The sequence below is a fragment of the Brevefilum fermentans genome, from assembly GCF_900184705.1.
In the GTDB taxonomy this organism is placed as follows: Bacteria; Chloroflexota; Anaerolineae; order Anaerolineales; family Anaerolineaceae; genus Brevifilum; species Brevifilum fermentans.
The window spans coordinates 2,351,077-2,377,207 of record NZ_LT859958.1 but is presented as its reverse complement, the minus strand read 5'-3'; the positions used below and the strand labels follow the sequence as shown (position 1 = coordinate 2,377,207).

Annotated in this window: 26 protein-coding genes; 10 read left to right on the top strand and 16 right to left on the bottom strand. The window is 48.5% G+C overall.

From position 1 onward, the window contains the following. Positions 1 to 177: 177 nt before the first annotated feature. The 4 genes from CFX1CAM_RS10400 (at position 178) to CFX1CAM_RS10385 (ending at position 6,864) form a co-directional block, all read left to right on the top strand. The gene (locus CFX1CAM_RS10400) at positions 178 to 804 is read left to right on the top strand and encodes a hypothetical protein (RefSeq protein ID WP_087862960.1); all 627 of its coding nucleotides are present in this window, start codon (positions 178 to 180) and stop codon (positions 802 to 804) included. Positions 805 to 1,319: 515 nt separating this feature from the next. Continuing rightward, entirely contained in the window at positions 1,320 to 3,929 is a 2,610-nt protein-coding gene (locus CFX1CAM_RS10395) for a type IV secretory system conjugative DNA transfer family protein (RefSeq protein WP_157891855.1), read from the top strand. Between the two features lie 109 nt (positions 3,930 to 4,038). Next, positions 4,039 to 4,926 (top strand): PHP domain-containing protein, encoded by an 888-nt coding sequence (locus tag CFX1CAM_RS10390; RefSeq protein WP_087862958.1) that lies wholly within the window; start codon positions 4,039 to 4,041, stop codon positions 4,924 to 4,926. A 141-nt stretch (positions 4,927 to 5,067) separates the two neighbouring features. Then, positions 5,068 to 6,864: a M3 family oligoendopeptidase gene (locus CFX1CAM_RS10385; protein WP_087862957.1), complete on the top strand. Its 1,797-nt coding sequence runs from the start codon at positions 5,068 to 5,070 to the stop codon at positions 6,862 to 6,864. Positions 6,865 to 6,960: 96 nt separating this feature from the next. On the opposite strand, the gene CFX1CAM_RS10380 is transcribed toward CFX1CAM_RS10385, so the two are convergent. Next, positions 6,961 to 7,842, bottom strand: a complete 882-nt coding sequence (locus tag CFX1CAM_RS10380) for a M48 family metallopeptidase (protein WP_087862956.1) — start codon at positions 7,840 to 7,842, stop codon at positions 6,961 to 6,963. 322 nt (positions 7,843 to 8,164) lie between these two features. Between CFX1CAM_RS10380 and CFX1CAM_RS10375 the strand changes: the two genes are divergently transcribed. Continuing rightward, positions 8,165 to 8,572 carry a transposase gene (locus CFX1CAM_RS10375; RefSeq protein WP_157891854.1) on the top strand — a complete coding sequence of 136 codons (408 nt, stop codon included), beginning with the start codon at positions 8,165 to 8,167 and terminating at the stop codon, positions 8,570 to 8,572. Between the two features lie 379 nt (positions 8,573 to 8,951). Here the strand turns inward: CFX1CAM_RS10375 and CFX1CAM_RS10370 are convergent, their stop codons facing one another. The 4 genes from CFX1CAM_RS10370 to CFX1CAM_RS10355 all read right to left on the bottom strand — a co-directional run bounded on the left by CFX1CAM_RS10370 (position 8,952) and on the right by CFX1CAM_RS10355 (position 14,055). Beyond that, the gene (locus CFX1CAM_RS10370) at positions 8,952 to 9,590 is read right to left on the bottom strand and encodes a hypothetical protein (protein WP_087862954.1); all 639 of its coding nucleotides are present in this window, start codon (positions 9,588 to 9,590) and stop codon (positions 8,952 to 8,954) included. 33 nt (positions 9,591 to 9,623) lie between these two features. Continuing rightward, positions 9,624 to 9,806 carry a hypothetical protein gene (locus CFX1CAM_RS10365; RefSeq protein WP_087862953.1) on the bottom strand — a complete coding sequence of 61 codons (183 nt, stop codon included), beginning with the start codon at positions 9,804 to 9,806 and terminating at the stop codon, positions 9,624 to 9,626. Between the two features lie 165 nt (positions 9,807 to 9,971). Further along, positions 9,972 to 10,796 carry a PDDEXK family nuclease gene (locus CFX1CAM_RS10360; RefSeq protein ID WP_087862952.1) on the bottom strand — a complete coding sequence of 275 codons (825 nt, stop codon included), beginning with the start codon at positions 10,794 to 10,796 and terminating at the stop codon, positions 9,972 to 9,974. Positions 10,797 to 10,932: 136 nt separating this feature from the next. Then, positions 10,933 to 14,055, bottom strand: a complete 3,123-nt coding sequence (locus tag CFX1CAM_RS10355; protein WP_197687134.1) for a type ISP restriction/modification enzyme — start codon at positions 14,053 to 14,055, stop codon at positions 10,933 to 10,935. A gap of 312 nt (positions 14,056 to 14,367) precedes the next feature. Here CFX1CAM_RS10355 and CFX1CAM_RS10350 point away from each other — a divergent pair, with 312 nt between their 5' ends. Further along, positions 14,368 to 14,703 carry a metal-sensing transcriptional repressor gene (locus CFX1CAM_RS10350; RefSeq protein WP_087862951.1) on the top strand — a complete coding sequence of 112 codons (336 nt, stop codon included), beginning with the start codon at positions 14,368 to 14,370 and terminating at the stop codon, positions 14,701 to 14,703. A gap of 35 nt (positions 14,704 to 14,738) precedes the next feature. Here CFX1CAM_RS10350 and CFX1CAM_RS10345 read toward each other — a convergent pair whose 3' ends face one another. From CFX1CAM_RS10345 to CFX1CAM_RS10325, 5 genes are all read right to left on the bottom strand, one after another. Continuing rightward, entirely contained in the window at positions 14,739 to 15,329 is a 591-nt protein-coding gene (locus tag CFX1CAM_RS10345) for a class I SAM-dependent methyltransferase (RefSeq protein WP_087862950.1), read from the bottom strand. Positions 15,330 to 15,378: 49 nt separating this feature from the next. Next, positions 15,379 to 15,927 carry an ECF transporter S component gene (locus CFX1CAM_RS10340; protein WP_087862949.1) on the bottom strand — a complete coding sequence of 183 codons (549 nt, stop codon included), beginning with the start codon at positions 15,925 to 15,927 and terminating at the stop codon, positions 15,379 to 15,381. A 187-nt stretch (positions 15,928 to 16,114) separates the two neighbouring features. After that, the gene (locus CFX1CAM_RS10335; protein ID WP_087862948.1) at positions 16,115 to 16,906 is read right to left on the bottom strand and encodes an energy-coupling factor transporter transmembrane component T family protein; all 792 of its coding nucleotides are present in this window, start codon (positions 16,904 to 16,906) and stop codon (positions 16,115 to 16,117) included. Next, positions 16,903 to 17,760: an ATP-binding cassette domain-containing protein gene (locus CFX1CAM_RS10330; protein ID WP_087862947.1), complete on the bottom strand. Its 858-nt coding sequence runs from the start codon at positions 17,758 to 17,760 to the stop codon at positions 16,903 to 16,905. Before CFX1CAM_RS10330 ends, CFX1CAM_RS10335 begins: the two co-directional genes overlap by 4 nt. Continuing rightward, positions 17,745 to 18,578 carry an energy-coupling factor transporter ATPase gene (locus tag CFX1CAM_RS10325; protein ID WP_087862946.1) on the bottom strand — a complete coding sequence of 278 codons (834 nt, stop codon included), beginning with the start codon at positions 18,576 to 18,578 and terminating at the stop codon, positions 17,745 to 17,747. Before CFX1CAM_RS10325 ends, CFX1CAM_RS10330 begins: the two co-directional genes overlap by 16 nt. Before the next feature lie 367 nt (positions 18,579 to 18,945). Between CFX1CAM_RS10325 and CFX1CAM_RS10320 the strand changes: the two genes are divergently transcribed. From CFX1CAM_RS10320 to CFX1CAM_RS10310, 3 genes are read left to right on the top strand one after another with little or no spacing between them, the layout of a single operon-like run. After that, positions 18,946 to 19,431: a carboxymuconolactone decarboxylase family protein gene (locus CFX1CAM_RS10320; protein ID WP_087862945.1), complete on the top strand. Its 486-nt coding sequence runs from the start codon at positions 18,946 to 18,948 to the stop codon at positions 19,429 to 19,431. A gap of 59 nt (positions 19,432 to 19,490) precedes the next feature. Next, positions 19,491 to 20,435, top strand: coding sequence for a DNA-3-methyladenine glycosylase family protein (locus tag CFX1CAM_RS10315; protein WP_087862944.1), 945 nt, complete (start codon positions 19,491 to 19,493; stop codon positions 20,433 to 20,435). After that, entirely contained in the window at positions 20,432 to 20,782 is a 351-nt protein-coding gene (locus CFX1CAM_RS10310; protein ID WP_087862943.1) for a DUF488 domain-containing protein, read from the top strand. Before CFX1CAM_RS10315 ends, CFX1CAM_RS10310 begins: the two co-directional genes overlap by 4 nt. A 209-nt stretch (positions 20,783 to 20,991) precedes the next feature. Here the strand turns inward: CFX1CAM_RS10310 and CFX1CAM_RS10305 are convergent, their stop codons facing one another. The 5 genes from CFX1CAM_RS10305 to xseA form a co-directional block, all read right to left on the bottom strand. Next, a complete protein-coding gene (locus CFX1CAM_RS10305) occupies positions 20,992 to 21,417 on the bottom strand; it encodes a hypothetical protein (RefSeq protein WP_087862942.1) in 426 nt (141 codons plus the stop codon). Between the two features lie 221 nt (positions 21,418 to 21,638). Next, positions 21,639 to 22,445 (bottom strand): hypothetical protein, encoded by an 807-nt coding sequence (locus CFX1CAM_RS10300; protein WP_087862941.1) that lies wholly within the window; start codon positions 22,443 to 22,445, stop codon positions 21,639 to 21,641. A 324-nt stretch (positions 22,446 to 22,769) separates the two neighbouring features. Next, complete coding sequence (locus CFX1CAM_RS10295) at positions 22,770 to 23,231, bottom strand: divergent PAP2 family protein (protein ID WP_087862940.1); 462 nt, start codon at positions 23,229 to 23,231, stop codon at positions 22,770 to 22,772. A gap of 4 nt (positions 23,232 to 23,235) precedes the next feature. After that, complete coding sequence (xseB, locus tag CFX1CAM_RS10290; RefSeq protein ID WP_197687133.1) at positions 23,236 to 23,466, bottom strand: exodeoxyribonuclease VII small subunit; 231 nt, start codon at positions 23,464 to 23,466, stop codon at positions 23,236 to 23,238. Further along, positions 23,456 to 24,700 carry an exodeoxyribonuclease VII large subunit gene (gene xseA / locus CFX1CAM_RS10285; RefSeq protein ID WP_087862939.1) on the bottom strand — a complete coding sequence of 415 codons (1,245 nt, stop codon included), beginning with the start codon at positions 24,698 to 24,700 and terminating at the stop codon, positions 23,456 to 23,458. Before xseA ends, xseB begins: the two co-directional genes overlap by 11 nt. Positions 24,701 to 25,033: 333 nt before the next feature. Here xseA and CFX1CAM_RS10275 point away from each other — a divergent pair, with 333 nt between their 5' ends. Next, positions 25,034 to 25,495: an HIT family protein gene (locus CFX1CAM_RS10275; RefSeq protein ID WP_197687132.1), complete on the top strand. Its 462-nt coding sequence runs from the start codon at positions 25,034 to 25,036 to the stop codon at positions 25,493 to 25,495. 113 nt (positions 25,496 to 25,608) lie between these two features. On the opposite strand, the gene CFX1CAM_RS10270 is transcribed toward CFX1CAM_RS10275, so the two are convergent. After that, on the bottom strand, positions 25,609 to 26,115 hold the full coding sequence (locus CFX1CAM_RS10270; RefSeq protein ID WP_087862936.1) for an NfeD family protein: 507 nt from the start codon (positions 26,113 to 26,115) through the stop codon (positions 25,609 to 25,611). Positions 26,116 to 26,131: the final 16 nt, after the last annotated feature.

The following is a 26,131-nucleotide window of genomic DNA, read 5'->3' as shown; positions in this document are numbered from 1 at the left end:
ATCTACCCAATCATTTTTCTTTTGTGATGATTTCAACGGTTCATTTTTAAAGTGTAAATGACATAGCGCACTAACGGTTGACTATCAACCTTGTTACAGGTATAAAAGGTTGAGGCTATTTGTAAACCTTACATCTCACGCCTCCCGAAGTCACTACGCCTGAAAGGAGAAACGGAAATGAAGAATAAATCCCCTATCATCAAAGTCAATATCTTGGTTTGTTTACTGGTTATATTGCTATTAACAGCGTGCAGCACAGATAAGCCCGCACAGAATGTGAGGGAGGATGAATCCACTGCGGTTGACGTCCCAGCCGATCCTCCCACGGAAAGCGAGAGCCCGCCACCTCCTGGTGAAGTCGTTTGGATGGAAGACATGGTTTACCCGGGAGCAGAATTTTTGCTGGAAGTGGATGGGATTGGCGGACCGATGAGTCCATGGCGATTCTATGTGGTACCCAATGCCAGCGGGGAAAAGTTGGCTGAATATTACAAAAAGCAGCTCTACTGGTTTGATGTTGAACATGATGAAATCGTTGATGGAATCAGATACCTTGGCTTGGCAAATCCTGAGCATATGGATTTTTTGGACGGTGTTGAGGATGTTGAGGAGATGAAAGAGATCTCGAAAGCCATGGATGGATATTTACTGAGTTTAGAGGTTACCCATTCTAATGCTGGTTATGAATGGTCCCGCCTGAGTTTCGCTGCTGCCGCGCACGGCATCGCTGACCAGATCCCTCCAAACACAACCATCATCATACTGGAATATTATAAGGATTTGTACCACCTATTAGATTTTTAACCTGCCCCTGAATGGGCTGGTATAACATTTTTACCAACTAGCCAAAAGCATGACACCCAAGCTGAGTGAGGAAGCCAAATATCGACTGAGGATGGTGATGGCATGACAAGCTCTCATACAACAAGGACTGCCTGGCGGAAAGGCAGCTGAGGTTATGGGGATTTCACGAGCCACCCTGTAGCGTTGGAATAGGAGGTTAGAAAGCGAGGGCATTAATAAGGGATTAGAACAGCGCAGCCGCAGTCCGAGGCGTGTGCGGCGACGTCAGTGGGGGTTGAAAGAAATCACCCTCATTCTGGAGTTGAGGGCGTTGTATCCTCGATGATCCCCCAATTGTCTCATAGGCATTGAACCCATACACCACCTTGACAGGAGGCTAACTTCATTTTAAACTTGTGATTAATTTTATGTCAATAGGGTTATGGATCGATCTGTGTTTTAAAACCAGGTGTTCAATCGTTTACTAATCAAAAATATCGCCAACCTTTTATTATTCGACAGGAATGGGGTACGCCATGCAAAATTTTGCCATAAAAAAACTTTTGGAAAACGGTAAAACTTACGGCATCTTCGGGCTAAGAATTGCTTCGTTGAAGTCAAGACGTGGATACGGTGGTTTGGGGGAATTGTTGGCAAGCCACCAACGCCAAATGTCAAATTTTATTAACATGCTCTATAATCATCACCGCACAATCAGCTTTACCATCCGTACAATCATTGACCCTCAGGGCAGTGCAGAACGCTTGGGTCAGTTAGAGATCGCTTTGCTGATCCGGTTCCTTTGGGAAGAAAAATATGAATCGTTGGATGCTCATGCGCAGGCGCTGCACAAAAATATTAAAACCTTGCTGGGGGGCACCTTCTCGGATTATATCTGGCAGACGATAACAGACCAGGATGCTCTGGAATACCTGATCATGCCGTTTGGGGAGTTTGAACCAGAAATTGCTGAAGTTCGTCGTCGTGAAAACAGGGTGTTGTTGGATACGGTTGTTCCTCCGCGTTCCATGGGCTTTTCGGATGAGCTTGATGGGCATACACCAACCAAAGACCCTGAAGGAGTGTATTATATTCACCCCTACTCTCCGGCTTTGGGTGGATTTGAATTGCTGCTGAAGACATTGATGCAGGGACACCAGAAACTGGTTTTATCAGCCACAATCAGCCCGACGGTGTTACAAAGCGATGAGGTTGAGTTCCTGGAGGGGCAAATCTCCTATTGCGAAGGTTACCGCGAACCGCGTACAGCATCCGTTCGCATTCAACGCAACCGTGCGGCGGATTTGGGGCAGGGATTGCTGCGTCAATACCTGCTGTTGCAGGATGCGCCCTATTACATGACCTTCAGTGTTGGTAGTGACGAAGAGATTGACAGCATGCTGCTTGAATTTATAGGCCTGGCTATTACGGAGCCTATTGGTCAGGGCATCCCTGCCAGGTACCCAACCAGCAGCTTCAGCTTTCATGCCGGTGGGTATGACATTGTATATCCCCTGACAGATGAGGATTACAAGATTGCCCGAGACAACCTGGCAACCCTTGCGCAAAACCCGTGGAATCGCACCCATGTGCATCCGGAAATGAGCCGCTTCAGGTTTCTGTTCGATGGTAATGAGGCTGCAAGTGCATTCTATTTTCCGATCAATACCGCAGAGAACTTGCCCGGTATTGAAACCCATCACCTGGACGAGCTCCCAATTCCCAGGGCGATGTTGAAACTAACTGCGGATGAGGATTCAGCCATTCACCTGGGCGTAAATCATTATTTTGGTTTCAAGCAGGATGTGCTGTTGAGCGAGTCATCGCGCAAGCAACATGCCTATATCGTCGGTCAAACCGGGACGGGGAAAACCACTTTGATGAAGACGATGATCCTTTCAGATATGAAGGCGGGCAAAGGATTGTGCGTGATTGATCCGCATGGCGAGCTTTATTATGAGCTTGTGGGATTGATCCCCGAGGAACGAAAAGACGATGTGGTCCTATTTGATCCCTCTGACACTGAATTTCCGGTTGGTTTCAATTTGCTCGAGTTCAGTAATAACGATGAACGTGTGATGATCATCAAAGAAATGCGCGCGATCTTGAAACGTTATATTATGGAATATTTCCAGTACAGTTCCGGTGATTTTGCAGGAGCTGTTTTTTTCGAACATATGCAAAACAATATGATGCTGGTTTCCTCAGATTTGAGCAAACCTGGGACGATCCTGGAATTAAATAATATTTATACACAGAAAGATTACTGGAAGCGGTATTTGCCTTTAAAATGGGATAACCATGTGCTCAGAAATTGGGTCGAAAATTACCTTCCCAATACGAACTATTTTCACCGGTCCAATGAGGGGAATGTGATGGGGGATTATTTCTCGTCGAAACTGACAGATTTTGTCAACGATCCCCGCATTGCCCTGATATTCGGGCAAAATTTTTCTACGGTCAAATTCAAAGAAGTGATCGAGAACAATAAAATTCTGTTGATTAACCTTTCGAAGGGATTGCTTGGCGAGGCAAACGCGTCAATGCTGGGAATGATGTTGATGGCTAAGTTGAATACCACCTTTATGGAGCGTTTGAAAGATTTGGGCGCTGACGAAAAACCAGAGACGTTTTATCTGTATGTGGATGAATTTCAAAGTATTGCGACTGAAAACTTTTCTATCTTACTGGCGGAATCGCGCAAATTTGGTATGGGCTTAGTTCTGGCCAATCAATTCCTCAGTCAGATCAGTCGATTAAGAATACTGGATGCCATCTTCGGCAATGTGGGGACGCTGATTTCATTCCGTCTGGGTCATGAAGACGCCAAAATCATAGGAAGCCAGTTTATGCCAGATTTCACCGTTCAGGACCTGTGCAATTTACCCAATTATTACGCGGTGATGCGTGCCAATATTGACGGTCAGCGCACGGATCCATGCACAATAAAGACCGTTTTGCCCCCCGAAAATGAAAAATATGTCAAGAGAGAGGAAGTAGTTGCTTTATCACGTCAGAAATATGCTACTCCAAAGGCTGAAGCCGAGGCGATTGTTGCAAGATCTCTTGACAATGAAGGTGAAAGATTTGATGACGAGGAATATAGAAGACTTTTCAATAAATTCCTTGACGATATGAATCAATAAATCACATCTGCATCGTAATGAATGAAATTGGGATTTCAGTAAAAAGAGATACGAGACCAGGCTTTCGCATCTCCGGATGTTATGATGGAAATGGGAGACCAGGAAAAATATGGCAACGATAGATTTGCATATCCATTCCAATTGCAGCGATGACGGTGAATTTTCGCCGGCAGAGCTGGTGGAATTTTGCCTGGGCGCCGGGTTGACTCACGCAGCAATCGCCGACCATAACTCGGTTAAGGGGGTGGCTCAGGCACAAGGAGCCGCTGAAGGGACATCACTGCGCATCATCCCGGCGCTTGAAATGGACTGTCATTTCGAAGGAATCGCCCTCCATCTGCTGGGTTATGGCATCGACCACAGCGCGAGTATTTTTCTTCAGATTGAGCGGGACATTCACCGGCAGGAGCTGGAAACCTCCACACGCCGGATGCGCCTGGTTCGCCAGTTGGGGATTGATTTTGATGATGATTTGATCGCCAGTTTAGCGCACAACGGGGTAGTCACCGGTGAGGTGATCGCCGAGGCGGCTTTACACCATGACGTAAAGTCTGAAAACTCCTTGCTCGACCCCTACAGGGGAAGTGGCACCCGCAGTGACAACCCTTTTGTAAATTTTTACTGGGATTTTTGTGCACAGGGAAAACCAGCCCATGTGCCCATAGATTACATCTCGCTGGCGCAGGCAGTTGAGATCATCCGTGCCAACCGGGGCGTTGCTGTTCTGGCGCATCCGGGCCTGCAGGTCAAAGAAGATGGAGGCCTGCTGGCGAGGATTATTGCTGAGGGCGTCAACGGGATCGAGGTTTATAGCAGCTATCATACCCGGGAGCAGGAGCAATTTTACCGCGAGGCTGCGCGGGATAACGGGCTTTTGCTGACCTGCGGCAGTGATTTTCACGGAAAAACAAAACCTGGCATTAAAATTGGTGGAACGGATTGCGAAGGTCTGGAAGCGGATATCATCGCTGCGTTGATGTGCAGAATCATGCATTAATCACCAAAGCTGGTTGATACCAAGGCGGAAAACTTTCCAGGGAATGACGCTGTTTTGCTTTTTGGCACGAAGAAGAGGCAAAACGCGCATATAATTAAGAGATTGTTGGCATTATTTTCTATTGACTCGAAAGGAGTATTTATGACACCCCCACGATGGGATCTTTCAAATGTTTACCCCGGCTTAGATTCACCAGAGTTAGCCGAAGATATCGATTGGGTGAAGGCTGAGATTAAAGCTTTGGGTGAATTCTATCAACAGGAATTTTCCAAACTGGATGAGAGCAGTTCACCTGAAACGCTCAATACCGCCATCAGCGTCATAGTTGATCGGATTAATCCCCTGTTGGAAAAAGCCAGCACCATCGGCGCCTATATCCATTCCTTCATTTCAACGGATTCCTTCAACCAGGCTGCCATGCGACTGAACTCTCAATTTGAACTGGTGATGGTTGAAATTAGTCAGGTGAATGTGATGCTGGAAAGCCGGTTGGGCAGGTTAAGAGCGGTTTTGCCAGCAGCCCTGGAGCTGGGCGGGAGCGCCGGCGAGCATGCTTTTCCGTTGCTGGAAATTGCCGAGCAAAGCCAGTTCTTGATGAGTGAAGAAAAGGAAATCCTTTCTAATGAGCTCGATCTTTCAGGGGCGAACGCTTGGTCGAAGCTGCAGGGAACGGTGACTTCTCAAAAAACCGTCGATTTTGAGCTGGATGGTGAAGTTAAAACCTTGCCCATGCCGGCGTTGATCAACCTGTATTATCATCCGAATGAGGATGTTCGCAAGCGCGCCTACGCCGCCGAGTTTGAAGCCTGGGAATCGATTAAAGAACCCCTGGCAGCCTGCATGAACGGGGTTAAGGGCTGGGTGAATACCCTTAACCAGCATCGCGGCCGCGTTGACGCTCTGCATGCGCCTATCGACCAGGCACGCATCGACAGGGAAACCCTGGATGTGATGCTGGAAGCCATGCGGGAATCCTTTCCTACCTTCCGGCGGTATTTTAAGGCCAAGGCGGCCCGCTTCGGAAGCACAGCGCTGCCCTGGTGGAACCTGTTTGCGCCGGTTGGAAAACTGGAACAGACCTACACCTTTGCTGAAGCGGCTGATTTTATCCAGGCGAACTTCGAAAAGTTCTCTCCCGACTTGAAAACCTTTGCAAAAACCGCGTTTGATCATCATTGGATTGATGCTGAACAGCGCACGGGAAAACGCGGCGGCGCGTTTTGTATGCCCGTTCCAGGAGTGAAGGAATCGCGCATTTTGTGTAATTTTGATGGCTCACTCGATCAGGTGATGACGATGGCGCACGAACTGGGTCATGGGTATCACAATTACAACATGTACCAGGCTGGCAGAACACCCCTGCAGAGGCATACTCCGATGACCATGGCGGAGACCGCATCGATTATGTGTGAGACGGTCATGTTTAACGCGGTGATGGATACAATTGAAGATCCACAGGCGGAGCTGGCGTTGCTGGAAACGGCGCTGATCGGTGATTCGCAGGTGATCGTGGATATCTACTCGCGCTTCCTGTTTGAAAAAGAGGTCTTTGAACGCCGGGCGAAATCGGAACTGAGCGCTGATGAGCTGTGCGAAATCATGGAGGATGCCCAGGCGCAGACCTATGGAGAAGGCCTGGATCCGGCATACCGCCACAAGTTCATGTGGACCTGGAAACCGCACTATTATTATGCCGGGCTCTCGTTTTATAACTTCCCCTATGCCTTCGGAATGTTGTTTGGGGTGGGGTTATATGCCATCTACGAGCAGCGCGGCGCAGACTTTATCCCGGATTACAAACAATTGCTCGCCAGCACCGGTGAAGCTCCTGCGGCTGAACTGGCTGCCCGCTTTGGCATTGATATCCGCTCGAGGGATTTCTGGGTAGACAGCCTGGCGGTGATCGGGCAGCGGGTTGACCGGTACTGCGAACTATAAGTTTTCTTTTGTAATCTGGAAATCGTCAATAAAAAACAGCGACGCCGTTATCGGCGTCGTTGTGGTTTTACCATAACCATGCGGGGTGGGCTGCGATTAATCGAGGGTCAGCAGATGACCATTTTGCTTCAGCCAGGCGCGTGATTGCGGATACCCCGGGTTGATACGGGCGACCTCAGCCCAAAATTTTTGGCTGTGGTTGGGTACCATCAGGTGGACCAGCTCGTGCACGACGACGGATTCCACCACGCTGAAGGGCGCCATGCATAGGCGGTAGGTGAAGTTGAGGTTACCCTTCCCCGAACAACTGCCCCAGCGGGTGCGGGCGCTGGTGATGCTCACCGCGTTGACATTGAAGCCGTAGCGCGCCACGTATGATGTGATCAGATCGTGGGTGATCTGTCGGGTCTCCTCACGATACCAGGCGACGAAGACCTCTCGAGCCCGTCCACCCACATGGCGGGCGAGATTGAATGAACCGTCGAGGTCCAGCAGGGGATAGCGGCGGTCTGTCAGGCGCAGGGGATATTGTTTGCCTAGGTACCAGAATTTTTCACCGGGCGTGAAGGTTTTGGGTGGGGGCATCGCAGGCTTGGCTGCCAGCCTGGCGCGGGTTTTTTCGATCCAGGCAGCTTTTGCCTTCACCACAGCGTTGATCTCGGCTCGGGTGGCGGATTCGGGTGCGCGCACGATCAACTGACCATCGGGTTTGACTTCCAGGCTGTAGGTTTTGCGCTTCGAGCGGATGATCTGGGAGATTTCGGTTGAAAGTGGCATGGGGAATATTATACTTGGAGTGAATGGTGGATAGTGAATAGTGAATAGTGATCCCACTCGCTTCGCTCGGGGACGATGATAGTGAATAGTGATCCCACTTTGCGTAGCACTCTTCGAGCGCCTGCGCTCGGGGACGATGATGGTGAGTGGAGAGACCGGGGACGGGAGACTGAAGACCGGGGTTGGAATCGATAATCTCATCGTAGGGGCGGACCTCCGTGTCCGCCCAAGGCAACCACGAAGGGTTGCCCCTACGGGTGACCGGCAAATTAAACTCACTGCGAATGATGCATCAGACAGGGATAACTGATAGAAAACCTTAGGTCACCGTGTGTTCACGCCAGTGAACCGCGTGACAATGTCTGTCATCACAAGCTGCGACTGCGAAGCGCCACCAAGCGATGCGAATTTGTCATCGCGAGCTTGCGAAGCGATCTCAAGTGCCGCACTCCTGAGATTGCTTCACTTCGTTCGCAATGACAATAATGGTGAAATCTACCCCTGCCCAGCCGGGGAGAGGGTGGTGCAGGTATACGAGGAAATATCAAATTATATTACGATCATGCCGAATCTTTTTCATGGGATTATTGAATTGCACATCGGCGATGCACCTGAAGTAGATAATCCCATCGTAGGGGCAGGTCTCTGTGCCTGCCCAGGGCAACCACGGAGGGTTGCCCCTACGGGTGATCGGCAAATCAATCTCCCTCCGGATGATGCATCAATCCAACGGTTAACCCTGGGCAATATTGTGGGACGTTTCAAATCCCTGACTACGCGGCGCTATCTCGATGGCGTCCATGGCGACAATTGGCAGCCATTTCCAACCCGCCTGTGGCAGCGCAATTACTACGAACACATCATCCGCGATGATCAGGATTACCAATCATGTTTCGATTATATCCTTGCAAACCCCCAAAACTGGGAGTAGGACCGGGAACACCCATCACGATGAAAAAATCAAACCCTGACCACCTGTGAACGCGGTATTCTCAAAAGCGAAGCGACTGTGAAGTGCACCTGAGCCCAGCGCCTTGTTTTGAACCACAAAGGACACAAAGAACACGAAGGTTGTCATCGCGAGCTTGCGACGCGATCTCCACTTCCGCCCCGGAGATTGCTTCACTGCGTTCGCAATGACATCGCGTCCCACCTGTCATCGCGAGATTACGAAGCGATCTCATGTTTCCACCAGAGACGGCTTCCCTCCACAGCGCTCCTCTCACTATGACAACTGGTTGAGAAAATTGGTGCTCGGAACTCCTATTGTTTCTTACACGGCAGGCAGCCGCGCACTTTTAAGAAGCTGATTAGAATAATAATTTCATATTATTAGTCTTATTTTTTATTATTAGTTCAATTATTTGATCCCGATTTAACTCAACAAAATTATCCTCATTTTCTAACATTCGGGCTTGTTGTTTAGGGCTTAAAAATGAAATTTCACGGTCAAATACTCTTCGTATGTTGTTGGTATATGAATTATTCATTATTAATAATAAATGGTCTCTTAATTCAAAAAAATAACCCAATCCTTGAACAGCTAAGAGGTGGATAATGCTTGGAAAAAAATAATCCCATTCTGAAAACGAATTTCCCTCTTGAATTAAGAATTTCTTATAATGATCAATCCAATCATCCTTCTCTTTTGGAATATTATATCCAGGGAAGTCTAAGTAGTATTGACGCCCCCAAATATATCGATAGTAAGCCTCAATAATTTCTATAAATGGAGAGAAATTGTATGTTTTATAAGGGCAACCCATGCTTACTATCCTGGTAATTTCGTCATTGAGTTCGAAAAAATGCATGGCTTTCTTATACAAAGAAATACTTGGTCGTAGAAAAAGAGGAATTGCCGAGTCTCCTCCCGGGTCGCTTAATATTGAATTTTGGATTTCATATAAATCCTTATTATTATCGCCTTCAAATTTTGAAAAAAAAGCCATAATTAACCCTTTATTGTCAAAATAAATTTTTCTTCAACCTCTCATTTTTAAATTAATTTCTTTACCGATCATTTGTTTTTCGTCATCATTCCATTTTCCACTGAAGTCAATATAAATAGATCTCTTTATTGGCTTATCGATATTTGAAGCCCCAACAATAATATTTAATTTATATTTACCCACCTCAAAGATGAGGTTTCCCAAATTTGTTGGCATTACTTCTAAATCAAAACATCCTCTTGATATGTTCTTGAAATAATGCTACGAAAACTGCTCCTAATGTAATCACTGCTTGAACCCAATTAACAATCATTTTTTTATCCTTTAAAGATAGTATGGTCAATTAATTTTTCTGGCTGTTTTGTTTGCATAAGTGAGTAATTACTTATTAAATCCTGAAATTCGCTTGTATGCCAAGACAAGAAAATCGTCCATTTCTCTAAGTTCTTCAAATTTTCCGGATTTTGTTCGAAAATAGGCTTGTTTAAATTGGGAGTCGTATCTTTGATAATTCCATTTTTCGCCTATAAAATTTGCAGCAATTTCTTCAGGAATTTTAATTCGTAAATCCCAGGTACTTATACCTGACCAACATACATCAAAAACAACTTTATTCGTAAACTTGAATCCTGTATAGTATTTATTAAGATTATAGGGTAAATTCCAACCCTTTTCTTTGGCAAAGGCATCAAGAGCCTCTACTGTTTTCTTGAATTGATCGGTTGCTTCTTTGCTATGATTTTCGTAATAGTATTCCCATGTCCAATCCTGTAAAGTAGTTGTTACACCGGGTTTTCTGGAAAAAGAATCTTCGATTGTCTCAACAAGGACAAATTCATCGGTTTCAAAGATGAATCGTTGAATTTGGACAAGATCAACAGGGTAACCAATTTTTGAAGTCATTTTCAAGACATTTGATTTAAAGGATGGTGCAATGACGATTACCCTTACCTGAATTGAATCCCAATCGATTTGAATATCATCAGGCTTGTTTTTTGATTCAAGCCAAATTGCTTTGATTGAATCGGGATTTGTTTCTGCCCACATGGCATACCCTAAAACTTGAGGAAGAATGTCTTCACTGACTTCATTATTCTTCATTTCAATGATGCATACGTTTGCATCTTGATCAACGCCTAACATATCCGGGATATCTTGCTTGGAACCTGTTCGAATTTGGCGGTAAAGAATAATGACATCATCCAAGAGATCCTGGTTTTTGAAGACATACTCTTCAAATGCAGCTTCGGTTTCAAATTCCTTAGGGATTAAATTCTTTGTTATGTTGTTCGATTTCTAGTATAAATTACGCATTTCTCCTCCGAAAATAATTATTTTATCTCTAAAACTCTATTACATCCTCCTCCACCTCGGGGTAGAGCGCATCAATCTCGGCTTGGATTTCGATCGTCTTTTCCAGCGCGGTGGCGATGTGGATGTAATGCCGCGGGTCGTCCATCTTGCGACCCCTGCGGTCTTTGAGGTATTTGTCCAGCACCTGGTAGCCGCCAATCTGGTAAGCCCACACCTCGGGCGGCACGCCCTCAAAATAATGGGTTTTGTTGATGTAAACGCGTTGTTCGTCTTCATTATAGCTGGGCTTCCCGATGGTGTGATCATCGCCCTGCCCCTGGTATTTGACGGTCGGCTGGTCAAGCTCCGGGCTTTTCAGCAAATGCAAATTAGCCAACCTCCTTCCCAATGAAGCAGCAGCTATAAATAATTCTGGATCTTTTGTAAATGGAATTCGAGGGTAATCGTTGTTCAGGAAGTCTGCATAAGAAATACGATAAATATTGCTGTATAAAACCGCATAAATATAATAAAGGATATTTTCGGGTGAAAAACTATCGTCATATTCAATCATTAGTTTTGTTAATTTTTGCGGCAAAATATTTGTTTGTTTACCGTTCGAATCTTGATTAAAAAGGTTAAACTCTTGATTTTCTTTATTTAAATATAAAGGCAGAAGCACCGCCCCGCCTCGATAATATAAATTCACATCAACAATTTTGTCTGAAATAAATGCTAAATTCCATTTCTGTTGTTTCCCGACAACCTGCCCTTGACGGCCAACAGTCAAGCCAATATTCTCATCAAGCATATGTTGCATGACTTCAAACCGATTCCTGTCAACAAGGCTTGGGTGATAAAATATGTTTTGGATATCAAAGGGTCTATAAAGACAAAGAAAGACATAACTGTCCAAATTTTCTAATCTTGATAATTCTCTTCGACTTTTCCCCAAATTCCATGAACTTGTGTCACGCAAATTGTATGCAGAAGCAATAATTTCATCAGGATTAGACATATCCCGGAATTGTCTAATTCGGCGTAATAACGCATCTTTACCAATATCGTAAACAAAATGATCTCGATGGGTTTTTATTCCACTACTGTATTGAATAAAAATATCTGTTATTGCTGGTAATTGATAATATTTTTTCTCTGATGATGAATCCCTCGGTATAAAAAAATAAAACTTCGATTTTGGATGGATTTCTTTCCATGGAATTGTGTTAAGTTGGTTTTCAGTTAAATAATGATATTTTTCACTTCTTAACCCAAACAAATTACTGTGTTTTATTGCTTTTATGAATTTAGCATTTTTGTACTGTTTAATTAGAAGGATAATTGCTACACCCAAGCGGATGTCAAAGACATTTTCATCCCTGCCGCCATCCGGGGCGGTTTCCTTCTTCAGGCTGTTGCCGTGGAGGTCAAGGATAAATACCTCATCAAAGGTCTTCATCAGCGATTGGCGCATGCCCCTAAAGGTGGGGTTATCCAGGTAGGCATGGTTGGTGATCATCGCCACCACCCCCTTGCCAGCCTTGTGAATCTTCCACTGGGCAAAGCGCAGGAACTTGACGTAATCGTCCTGCAGCATTTTGGGGTTACGCTCACCCAGCGGTTTGTCGTCCACCGTGTAATAGCCCTGTGCGCCGTCAACATCGGTCTTCAGCAGTTTCTCCGTCCAGGCATTCTTGTTTGCAGAGATGCCGGAATAGGGCGGGTTGCCCATGATCACCATGATCGGCTCGCGCTTCACCTTGCCCGCCAGCCGGCTTTCCACGCTCAGTGCGCTGATTCCGGGAATGCTGATCTGCTCGATCTCCTCCATTTCCAACGTGTTGGTCAGGTAGAGCTGGAAGCTGTCATCCCCCTGCAGTTGATAGCCGAGTGACTCAAGTAAATAGCTGATCTTCATGTGCCCGATGGCGTAGGGCGCCATCATCAGTTCCAGCGCGTAGAAATTTTTCAGAATCTGGTTGCGAATAAAGCCCTGCTTGCCACCCTGGCCATATTTACCCACGTATTCCTCTACCGCTAGGCGGATCGCCTCCGCCGGAAAGGTCAGGGTGCCGGCGGCCGGATCCAGTACGGTGACGGATGGGTCAGCCAGCCCGTCTCGCAGTCCAAAACGGGTCTTCAACAGGCTGTGCACCGAGCGGACAATGTACTTCACCACCGGTTCGGGGGTGTAATACACGCCGCGCCGTTCGCGGGTTTGCGGGTCGTACTGGTTGAGGAAGGTCTCGTAAAAGTGTACGATCGGGTCTTCGCCGCGGCCTTCCTTGTAATACTGGTCGAGGATGCTGTTGATATCGGCAGCGTTCAGCACCGCAGTGATGTCATCCACGATCACTTCCATCTGATCGGAGAGGTTGCCCAGGGAAATAAACTGGAACACCTCCCGCAGGATGCCGATCGATTGGGGGATGTAGTCAAAGGCAATTTTCCGGTTGAAGTCCCCATCGGCGCGGGTGCGAGCAGCGAACAGCCCGTAGGCGATCGTCTGGGAATAGAGATCGGCAAATTGTTGGGGGGTCAGGCTGGTGATCAGGTATTTCTGAAAGGCCTGGTAAAAACCGTAAATTGCGCCCTTTCCCCGCTCTGATTCACGCAGCTCTTCGGCGACCACCTGGTCGCGCAGAAAACGGGTGCGCTTGGCAAGTTCAACAGCCAGGCTTTCCGCAGTGAAAGTTTTGGGGAGTTTGAATGAGAAAAAGCGGTTCGCTAATTTTTCAAACGCGTCAATATTTTCAAGGGGGGGTGTTGTTTTTAAGGTTCTGGCGGTGAAGAGTCGCCCGATAATTGCCCGGTCGATCATGATCCCATTGCGGTACAGGCGAAATTCGTAAAAATCCGTCAGGATCACGTTGGGAAAGGTGTTCAGGTAACGCTCCAACTGCTCGCTGGTTTCAGCCTGATCCAGGTTGGTCCCTGGCGCCTTGGCTTCAATATAACCGACGATGAAGTGGTCGCCGTCCCACACGCGAAAATCAGGGTTGCCGGCTTCGGTCTGTTTGGGCAGTTGGGTTACATCGGTTCTACGCCCTTTTTCAAGCGGGAAGCCGGAAAACAGGGTTTTCAGCGCAGGGTAAAAGGTTTCTTCACGTGCGTCACCGCGCTTCTCGGTATCGGCGATATCTTTAAGGTATTGAGTGAGCAGTTTCTCCATGGCAGGTCCCCTTCTGATAATGGCATCGGTTTAATTATAAACCATTCTGAGGGTTGCGTCGGATCTCACCGGTGTTTCTGGTTTTTGGTGTTCACACTCACCGCATTCAGGGGCGATGATGGTGAATGGAGAGACCGGGGACGGGAGACGGAAGACCGGGATTGACATCGACAATCCCATCGTGGGGGCGGACCTCCGTGTCCGCCCAGGGCAGGCACAGAGACCTGCCCCTCCTTTGGGATATCATTTGATCGGGGTAAAATAAGGTCTGGTAAGCGGAAAAAAGAATTAAGCCAAACACGGTGAATGCAGATGAACAATCGCTCTGATAATCGAGGAACAAGCCCACACCCGGATCACGATCATGCGCAGCATGCCTATGTTCACAGCCAGGCTGAAAAAAAGGCGGTGATCAATCGTCTTTCGAAGGCTGTGGGTCACATTGAGGCCATCAAGCGCATGGTCGAAAACGATGCCGATTGCAGCCAGATCCTGATCCAGCTTGCTGCGGTGAAAGCGGCGATCAATAACACTGGAAACCTGGTGTTGAAGAATCACATCAGTCATTGCATTGTTCAGGCAGCCAAAGAGGGGGATGAGAAGGCGATCAGCGACCTGAACACCGCCATTGATCGGTTTATAAAATAAAAAACGCTATTTTTCAACCGCTGGCGCAGCGCTTATTAAAATTTAGCTTTTGTCCCGGCGACCTGGTACATCCGCTCGTTTGAGATCTTCACCGTCACGGTCAGATATTGCCCAAATAAAGTTTCAAGCTGATCTTCATGCATCAATCCAATGGATACGCTGCTGGCGGTGCTTTGGTGATGCTGATCGATGCTGGCGCGGCTCATGCCGTGGGCGACTGTCAACACGCCACCGGGTTTAAGGTCACCCGCCAGCTTTTCGATCAATCTGGCGGGTTGGAAAAAATGCGGAAAAGCGTTATACACGATGATGCGGTCAAAGGCTGACTCAAACGCAAAGGTTTCAACATCGGCGCAGATCAGGTGAACATTGGGCTGGGAAAACTTCCGGCGGGCGTGTGCGATCATCTCCGGTGAAATATCCACTGCCGTGATCCGTGACACGCCGCGCTGCAGGTAATCCGGGATCAATACACCCGTACCGCAGGCGACATCCAGCACATCATCGCCAGCTTTCACACCGGCGTTATCGAGGATAGCATCAATCACCGCATCGTCGCGAATCATTTCTGCATCCCAATCCGGTGCACGGCGATCAAAAAATTTGATGATCTCCTGCTGATTCATGTGGATGTTCCCCTCAGCGCCGGCGGGCAGTTAGGGCGCAGTAATGCTCTTATGCTGATTTTGGATAACGCCGGGGGATCAGCCTGGCGTTCATCAGTGCAAAGACAATCGTCGGGATCAGCACAAGCTGGATGATGATGCCCGGCAGGCTGGTGACAAAATAGCTGGCAACCCAGGTGGCCATGGTGGTGGCTCCACGCGCAAAGATGAAAGCCCTCGCCAGGCCTGCGACAATCCGCCCGGTTAGCATGGCGATGATCAAGCTGATGTACAAATCGAGGTAGATTTTCTTGGTGCGGATCAAGGTCATCATCAAACCGCTCACCAACCCGTAAACAGCCAGCTCGATCATCATAACAGGTAAAATCGCAACCGGGGGCATACCGGTAAACAGCGTAGACAGGGCAGGACCCGCCAGTCCGCACAACAATCCAAAGGGCCAGCCACAAATCAGGCCGCACAGGAGGACCGGGATGTGCATTGGCAGATACACCGAACCGGCATTGGGGACGGCATGAAACGCCTGCGGTAGAACCACGCACAGCGCCAGGCAAACCGCGGTGATAATCGATTTTTTAACAACGGACATTTCTTTCATGATATTTTTCTCCTTTTTTTTCAAAGATAATATAAGTTGAACCTGTTCTAAACTTGATGCAAGTTGCGGTGTTGACCTCCCTGGCCTGCTGCCCTTTCAGGACACAGGGAGAACCCTGCTAGAGGGACGGTACTTCCAAGTCCCACGCTGAACACCATCACCTGCATCATTTTGACAACCTCGCAATCTACCTGATGATCATTTGAAATATACAGATCGCAATCACAATCAACAGGGCGAAATAATCCACTGCCTGCAGGGGGGCGAATTTTTTCCTGGTACGGCCGGATGCAGAACGGTAGCCGCGGGCTTCCATGGCTATGGAAAGCTCGTCAGCACGTTTGAACGCAGATAAAAAGATCGGAACGACCAGTGGCAGCACTGCAGCGGCTTTTTCGGTCAATTTTTTGCTGTCAAACCTTGCACCCCTGGCTGTCTGTGCTTTGCGGATCATCTCCGTCTCTTCAGAAAAGGTTGGAATAAATTGGATCGCAATCGACAAGATCATGGCAATTTGCTCGGCAGGGACGCCAATCAGCTTAAATGGGGAGATAAGGGCTTCGAGTGCGTTGGTGATCTCCATCGGCGCTGTGGAGCTGGTAATGACATTGCTGGCAACCAGTGCAAAAATAACGCGCAACACAACGTCGATGCCCTGCATCAAACCAGCGGGAGAGGGTTTGAAGATCCACCAGGAGAACCAGGCATTTTCCGGGCTGTAGAAAAAGGTGTTCATCAAGAAAATGACCAAAAAGAACCAGGATAGTTTTTGAACCGAATTGAGGGCAATTTTGATTGAAATGCCGGATAGTGCTACAGTGAGAGCCAGAAAAACCAGGATGATCCCGTAACCGATCAGCGACCTGACGAGGATGATGGCGATAACTGAGATAAACAGCCCCAGCAGCTTGACGCGTGGGTCTAACTTGTGAATCAGTGAATCGCCTGGCAGGTACATACCGGTTGGAAGACGGTTCATGAGCTGGCCCCCTTGCCAAGGTTGATTAAGAAGGGCAGCAGTTCCTGATAGCGGATGGTGTCTTGGGGGATGGGATGACCGCAGGCGGATAGCAGGTGCGCCATTTCCCTGGCCGGGCTGATGCCAACGCCTTTTTCCTGGAGTAATGTAACGTCCCTGAAGGCGTGCTTTGCGGGGGCGTCGATGAGCAAGCGACCGTCTTCGAGTACGATCACGCGCTGGGCGTTTTCTGCGATGGCATCAGCATTGTGCGAGACCATGATGATCGTCGCGCCGGTTGCGTTCAAATGCCCGGTAAGCTCGAGAAAAGCTGCCCTGCCGTGGGGATCAAGACCAACAATCGGTTCATCAAAGATCAGGATTTTTGGTTTTGCCGCCAGAACCCCAGCAATGGCAACCCGCCGCTTCTCACCGCCGGAAAGGCTAAACGGCGATTCGGCGCGGATCGCCTCAAAGTCGAGGCCGACGGTTTCAATCGCCCAGCGGACATTTTCGGCAATTTCAGTTTTGGATAATCCCGAATGTTTTAATCCAAAAGCGACGTCCTTTTCAACGCTGGTTTCAAATAACTGCACTTCGGGATATTGAAAGACAATGCCCACCTTTCGGCGCAGTTCCTCTCGCGGGTAATCGCGGGCGTTGATGTCCTTGCCGTCGATGATGATTTGCCCTTCCAAAGGCTGCATTAACCCCGCGATCAATTGGATCAGTGTGGATTTACCGCACCCGGTTTTGCCCATGATCCCGACATAGTCGCCATCATCAATCTTCAGGCTTAAATCCTGGAGCGCCGGCGCCTCGAAGATGGTGCCCGGGAAATAAGTGTAGGAGGCATGCTTTATTTCGATGGGCATAGAACCTCAACCAGTTCATGATGGGTTAGCGGGCAGCACGGCAGCGTCACGCCCTCTTTTTGCAGGTCATAATAGGCTTTGACCGGTAGGGGCGGGGTTAAACCGGCGTTATGCAATAAATCCAGGTCACTGAGGACTTCCCTTGGACTGCCGGCGCCGATCAGCCTTCCCTGGCTGAAAACAGCGACGCGATCAGCCAGTGTTGCTTCTTCCACAAGGTGGGTGATCATCACGATCGTCTTGCCTTCTTCTGCATGCAGTTTGTGGATGGTGGAGAGAACTTCCTGCCGACCCTCCGGGTCGAGCATGCTGGTCGCTTCGTCGAACAGGATGATCTGCGGGTCGATAGCCAGAACGCCGGCGATCGCGATGCGCTGTTTCTGACCGCCGGAAAGCATGTGCGGGGACTTCTTTTCGAAGCCGTCCATGCCCACAATCGCCAGCGCACGTTCAACCCGCGCGGGGATTTCACCTTCGGGCGTGTCGTAGTTCTCCAGCCCAAAGGCGATATCTTCCTCGATCACTGATGAAACGAACTGGTTGTTGGGATCCTGGAACACCATGCCGCAGTGCCTGCGGATTTCCCAGATATTGGCTGGATCGCGCGCATCCAGCCCGGCAACACTCAGTTCCCCACCCTGGACGGGCAGCAAGGCGTTGATATGCTTGGCGAAGGTGGTTTTGCCGCTCCCGTTTTTGCCCAGAATAACGAGCCACTCTCCCTGTTCAATATGGAGGGTAATCCCGTCGATGGAGCGATTGTGACTCCCTTCGTATTCGTATGAGTGCACCAGATCGGTGGCTTCAATAATTGCCATAAGATAAAACCTGGCTGCAGACCATGTGAGACAGTCCACAGATAAACCTTGTTATCAGCCAATATCGAATGACTGAACAATCATTATTGATTTGTGGCTTAAAACCTGGCTCAGTTTACTAAATGGAACCCAATTGTGAAAGCCCCCTGGGGGGATAGTGGGGTGGATTTTGATGCGCAGTGAATAAAGCATCGCGAAGGGTTCCAATCTCAAAATCCCATAGCTTTTAGAATGTGTTATTTCTTGCTTAATTTGACAAATTCTGTCTAATATAGCAAAATTAAGCGTGTAGAAGAAAGAAAATAAAAAGAAAAATTATGAACGAAATTCATAATCAATTTCGTTCGAAAGGAGATGGTGAAGTCAAATGAAACCACGGCTGAGTTATCCCAAAACCTCCCCCGAAGGCGTTGAAATCTTAGGCAAGCTGGAAGCTTACATCAAACAGTCCGGACTTGAACCCGAGCTGGTGGAACTGGTCAAATTGCGTGCCTCGCAGATCAACGGCTGCGCCTTTTGTATTGATATGCATACAAAGGACGCCCGCAGCCAGGGCGAAAGTGAGCAACGGTTGTATGGGCTGAGTGCCTGGCGGGAAGCACCGTTTTACACACCGCGTGAACGGGCTGCGCTTGAGTGGGCAGAACATGTTACATTAATCAACCAGAACCATGTGCCCGACGCGGTCTATGCCCAAGCCAGGGAGCATTTCTCAGAGAAGGAGCTGGTCGATTTAACCTTGGCAGTTATCGCTATCAATTCTTGGAACCGGCTGGCGATCAGTTTTCACACGCTGGCGGGATCTTACCAGCCGAACCATCCCGTGGCGAAAAAGAATACCCTGGAAAAATGAAGATGTTGAGGCATGCGCCCGATGATCGATAAATTTGGCAGGAGGTTGACCGCTGACTCATGGAAGAACGTCGATTAATCTTAAATCCTGTTCCGCCCTTCAGACTGGATCACACCGTTTGGGCGCTGCGCCGGCGACCGGATAACATTGTCGATCGCTGGGATGGCGAAACCTACCGGCGCGTGTTGATCGACAATGCGGGAACGCCGTTTGAAATCGAGGTGAGGATGTTAGGCGAGGTGGACACACCGCAACTCCATGTTTCCATTCACAGCCACAAGGCGAGCAGCGAAATAGAACGCCAGGTTACCACAACTGTGGAGCGAGTGCTGGGGATTAATTTGCGCCTGGATGATTTTTACCGCCTGGCTGATCAGGACGACGATTTAAAACCACTCGTTGATCGGTTTCGCGGCTTCAAACCAACACGTTACCCAACCTATTTTGAGACTCTGGTGAATGCTATTGCCTGCCAGCAGTTGACATTGACCATGGGAATCCGGATATTGAACGAAATGGTGAAAACTTACGGTGTTGAATTTCAAAACAATGATGGGACTTATCATGCCTTCCCGCGCCCTCAAGACCTGGCAGACGCCGACATCGAAGATTTGCGCAGGATGAAGTTCAGTTACCAGAAAGCCCGATATATTACTGGAATTGCGCGATCAATTGTTGATGGTGAACTCGACTTGGAAACGATTCGTTTGCTGGATGACCGCAGTGCAGTGGAACGATTATGTGAATTGAAAGGCGTCGGACGCTGGACAGCGGAATATTTTCTTCTGCGAGGACTTGGGCGAACGCACATTTTCCCGGGTGATGATGTGGGTGGACGTAATAATTTACAGCGCTGGTTGGGTTTGCCAGAAAAGTTGGATCACGATGGGGCTCATCAAGTTTTGGAGCCCTGGAAAGACTATGGCGGTTTGATATATTTTCATCTGTTGATGAAAGGTATTGATGATAAATCTTTAAGGATTACCTCGAAGGAGGAAAGATGATCAAATTAAAACGTGTTTATGAAGAGGCTGACGAAAGTGATGGGGTGCGCTTTCTGGTTGAACGTTTGTGGCCGCGCGGGATGAAAAAAGAATCTCTAAAAATGGATGCCTGGTTGAAAGATGTGGCACCCAGCACTGAACTGCGTAAATGGTTTGGGCATGATCCGGAAAAGTGGCCGCAATTCGAAGAACGCTATCGGGCTGAGTTACAGGGCAACCCAGCGGGGTGGGAGCCAATATTGAAAGCAGCCAAAAATGCAGACGTGACCTTGCTTTATAGCACACATGATACTGAACATAATAATGCCATTGTTTTAAAACACTTCCTGGAAGAGCACCTGGGTTAGCGTTTTAATGTATCCTGTTTTTGCTATGCTTTGTGGCTAATATCGGAAAGATTGACCAGCCCCTGCGGCAGGAGAAGTTGGCAGTTATATTTTAATTGCTGGTGATTTTGCCAAGAAGGCCTCTTTGCAAGTTTGTGGTGGAAAATTGTGAAAATCGTCTTTAATACAAAAACTTTAGAGGATTTGAGTTTAAAGAGGATCACATTCTCTCAGGGGAGTTGACCGAGCAAGATATAGCCATTGCTTGAACCGGGCATACTTTTGAATGAGGTGTTTATTTTTAGACCTATTACCTGGTAACCCGTATCACCGGTGTAGAAGATTTCACATTTATGTACGACAAGCGAGTCACTTTCCCCTGTAATGTCATTCCTCACGGAGATATGTGCGTTGCGTCCAAAGCGTTCATTACCAGCCTCATCGACATATTTTCCGTAAAAGACATGGACTAATCCTATAGACCAACCATTCTCAAGCCGGTCCACAGTTGTTGCTTTAATGTATTCATTTTGAATATATGTAACTTCATTGGGACATTTTTTCTCGAAAAATTGGTAGTTAATTGAATAACGGCAGGCAAGCATCATGCTGCTGAGAATAATCAGCACAATTATCCATAATCGACTCGATTTCATTTTTTGACTCCTGAAGTACCAATAAAAATGATTAAATATTTTACTTTAAAACCAGAATTTTAACAATCTGATTAATGTCAACCCAGCCTCTAGATTACAGTTTGGCAGAAAACTTTAAAAGCCGTAATAAGTTTGTTAAATCTTTCAATTTCGCCAATTAATTAATAGTGGTAAATATACCAACCAACAATTCCCAATCCACCACAATGAAAGGCAATTTTTTACCAGCAGGGACCGGAGGATTCCCACTCTCCGGATTTGTCTTTGATCGTATCAACCGAATAATAGAAGCCACACGAGTCATAACAGCTCATCCCAACCAGGCAGGAGTTGTCTTCGTAGCGGCGGTATTCGATTTCGCATGATAAATTAATCCCCCTGACGGGGCAGTCGGGAGGATTGTAGCCCCAGGTGATATCTGCAGGCAAATAATCTGCCCTTGGCCAGATGAACCCCACAGGGGTTGGGGTGAGTGGAATGATGTCAAGACCGGTGACAAAGGACCCCGCATAAACCTGGTAGGTATGCGCTTCATCTGCGAAAAACTCAAACGCTTTGAGGCTGGTGCCAAATAAGTTCGCATTTGTGTTGCACACCAGCAGGTTAACCTTGTTGGGATCAGGCTCGCAGGTCAGATCATGACCATCGACGGTTCCGAAATAAGGTGATTCCACTCCGACTACGATGAAATAAAACACAGTTCCCTCAAAACCTGCATAGGCTTTGTACACCCGTGCATTCTCGAAGCCTGAGAATTTTGTCGGTGTGGCGGTTGGAGTTGTGGTCGCAGTCGCAGTTGCAGTTGATGACTTTTCAGCCGTAGGCAAGGGTGTGCTCGTCAGGGTTGGTAATTCTGTTGCTGTAAGCGATGGAGACAGCGTTGGGCTGACGGGGTCAGGATCGGGCGGATCGATTACCGGGGTGGTTTTTGCGATTGTTAGATCCTCCGGTGCGTTGCAGGCTGAAAGCAAAAACAGTAAAGTTACAAGAAAAAGACCGATAATGACGAGGGTTGATTGTTTTTTCATCGTTTGATATGGATGCGCCAGTTGTTGATTAAGGGTTATGGTTCATATAAAGAGGGAATTTTACTACAAATTTGCCAATGTTGAACACGGACTGCGACAGTTCAGAGCTAACCCGCCCGCTTCAGAAAATCGGCGGGTCTTTTCTTTAGCACAAGATTATTTTTTACTTGCTGTATCTCAACCCCTTTCGCTACACTTCTTTCGCTTTGTCGCTGCGCTCCAGGCGCTTGGTAGGGCATTGCTTTTCCGGATCCCAATCTCCTGATTGCGAATATCTAATCCCAAACCCCCATTTTTCCACTTACCATTGACTGAAATATAAAATCAAGGCCAGAGCTGCCAGAATACCAGGTTGACCAGTATTCCCAGGATCACACCGCCCAGGGCTTCGATAGGTGAGTGTCCCAGCACTTCGCGCAATTCTTTGAACTCCTCCACCGGTGCTTTTTCACCACCGAACATTTCTTTAATAATGCGATTGATCTGCTGGGCATGGAAGCCGGCCTGGCGGCGGATATTGGTGGCATCGTAGATCACCACAACAGCGATGGCAAAAGCCAGGCCGAACAGGGGCGTATTGAAGCCGGTATAATAGCCCACACCCGCAGCCGCGGCAGTAACCACGGCAGAGTGCGAGCTGGGCATTCCGCCGGTGCTGAACAGCAGCGAAAAATTCCATTCCCGGGTTTGCAGGTAGCTGAGGGGCAGTTTGAGAACCTGGGCCACAAATGAAGTCACCAGGGTGGCAATGAAGACCGGGTTGTGAAGCAGACCGGATAGTGGCATGGTGTTATGCTTCTGTGGCTTCTTCAGAATCCACAGTTAAGGTGCGGACTTTAAGCTCGGCTTCTTCCAACAAAGCAGCGCAGCGTTTGACCAGAGCCTGTCCGCACTCAAACAAAGCCAGGGCTTGTTCGAGGGGTAGGTCTTCCCCTTCAAGTTTGCTCACATTTTCCTGCAGGGCATTAAAGGCGGTTTCAAAATCCATTGCCTGGATATCTTCAGATGGGTTATCGGTCATGTTTATTCTCCTGGTGGGTTTTTAAAATACGGGCATCCATCGTCCCCTGGCTGACCTGGATGCGGATGTCATCCTGCGGCTTCACCTGGTCAAACCGTTTGACCAGGGCGCCGTCGCTGGTTCGGGTGACGATGGCATATCCGCGGTTGAGCACCGCGCGGGGGTTCAAGCTGCGCAGAGATTGCTCCAGGTGAGCTAAATGTAAGGTCTTTCTTTCCAGGGCGACCCGGGCGGCACGTTCCAGGCGCAGGCTGATTTCGTCCAGGCGTTGGCGATAGGTATTGATTGCATAGCGGGGAGAAATGCGCGCCAGGGTATTGTGTGCTTGTCCGAGCGACCAGCGCAGGCTGGAAAGGCGCGAATTCAGGTAAGCGGTATGTCGGTTAGATAGCTCTGTAATGGCTCCCAGTAAATCAACGCGATCCGGGGTGGCGACTTCGGCTGCGGCGGTGGGCGTGGGTGCGCGCAGGTCTGCGGCGAAATCGGTCAGGGTAAAGTCGGTTTCGTGCCCGACGCCTGAGATGACCGGTGCTTCCGAAGCAGCCACGGCGCGTGCTACAGCCTGATCGTTGAAAGCCCACAGGTCTTCAATCGAACCGCCGCCACGCCCGACGAGAATCACATCCGGTTTGACCTGGCGGTTAAGCAGCTCCAGGGCGGCCACGATCTCACCCGGGGCTGCAACCCCTTGCATCGACGCCGGTGCGATGACCACTTCAACGACCGGAAACCTGCGCCGCAGGGTGTTGAGCATGTCCTGCAGGGCAGCGCCCGTTGGTGAAGTGACGATGCCAATCACCTTGGGCAGGGTTGGGATGGGTTGTTTTGTGGACGGGTCAAACAGGCCTTCAGCCTCCAATTTGGCTTTCAGGCGCAGAAACTCCTGGAAGAGCAAACCTTCACCGGCAGGGCGTATGGTGTCGACGTAGAGCTGCACCTGACCGGAGGTCTCGTAGACGCCCATTCCACCGTGGGCTTCGACGGCCAATCCCTCGCGAGGTTCAAAGGTTAAGCGTGCTGCTGAATTGCGCCACATCACGCAGCGGATGGCGGACTGGCTGTCTTTAAGGGTAAAGTACAGGTGACCTGAAGAGGGTCGGGAAAAATTGGAAATCTCACCTTCAACCCACAGATCTTGCATCAGGTCATCGTCCTCAATTAACTGGCGCAGGTACCCGGTTAGCTGACTGACGCTGAGGATGTTTTGTGGTTGAAAAAGGCTGTATTGTTCCATGGTATCGCTATCACTTGAAAATGGGTTAAGTATATCCAATAATCATACCCCTGGCGAGGGGGTTGAGATTAATCCACAAGCAGGTCAAGGCGTAAAAAATAAGAAAATGGGCAAATCTTGTTCTATTAATCCCTGTCAATTCTTGATCTGCGGAGATGAAATTTTCTTATTTGCAACATCTGCCTTTGATGTCCTCCTTCTTCGCTTGCTAACCCACTTTTGGCAGGAAAAGACCCCCAGAGCGGAATGTTCCTTACCCGGTTTAATTCGGATACAATTATGAACGCAGCGAAAGGATGAGACTCAATGAACCATATATGGACACCGTGGCGGATGAAATATATTCAAGGAGACGCTGCTGAGCGGGCTTGTGCCTTTTGCCTGGCAGCTGAAAGAGAGGATGGACAGGAAAACCTGGTCTTTCATCGTGGCGAAAATCTTTTTATGATTTTGAACCGCTACCCGTATACCAGCGGACATATGATGTGCGTCCCTTTTCTGCATGTTAGCAAGCTGGATGATCTCACCTCAGAGGCGCGCTGTGAGCTGATGGAACTGGTCGCAAAGGCGGTACGGGTATTGAGTGACGTGTATAAGCCGGAAGGTTTTAATGTGGGGATGAACCTGGGCAGCGTGGCTGGGGCAGGCATTGCCGATCACCTGCATATGCACATCGTCCCACGCTGGGGGGGCGACACGAGCTTTATCTCCATCCTGAGTGGTACGCGGGTGGTTCCAGAATCCCTGGAGGTTACTTATCAGAAAGTGAAGGAAGCCTGGGAACGGGTGGATTAGATAATCTCAATTCTGACTGCATCACAACAGGGCTGGATGTAATGAACATTCAGCCCTGTGAACGTTGATGTGCAGGTCATTTTACAGAAATTGCCAATGTGTTGGCAATGGGTTCAGGTACGCATTTTCTTTTTGGAGAAGACGGCGCGTACCAGGGCAATCACACCCAGAAGGATCAACAATATCGGCCAGTAACGGGTTATCTCTGCATACAGCCCGAAGAACTCTCCAAAGGCAAAAAATAATACACCGCTGATCAACAGGAGGGTAAGCCCTCCGGTAAAGGCTTCTTTATAATTGCCATCGATGATCCCGCTGAGGATCACCCCGATACCTACAAAGCCTGGGATCAATCCCCAGATATACGACCAGGAAGCCCAATCCTTGGTCAGGCTCTGGTAATAAAGGATGCCACCGATGCCTGCCAGGATTGCTCCGGGGACAGCCAGTCCGCCAGTTTTGTTGACAATTGCCCAGAGGATGAAAACACCGCCCAGGCCGATGATAAAAAACGGCCAATCCCAGAATTGAAATAATCCTGGCCAGATTTCCCGGCTGAGCAGAAATGCGCCTATTAGGACCAGCAGAATGCCACCAAAGATCATACTTTTTTGTTTCATAACGATCTCCTTACAA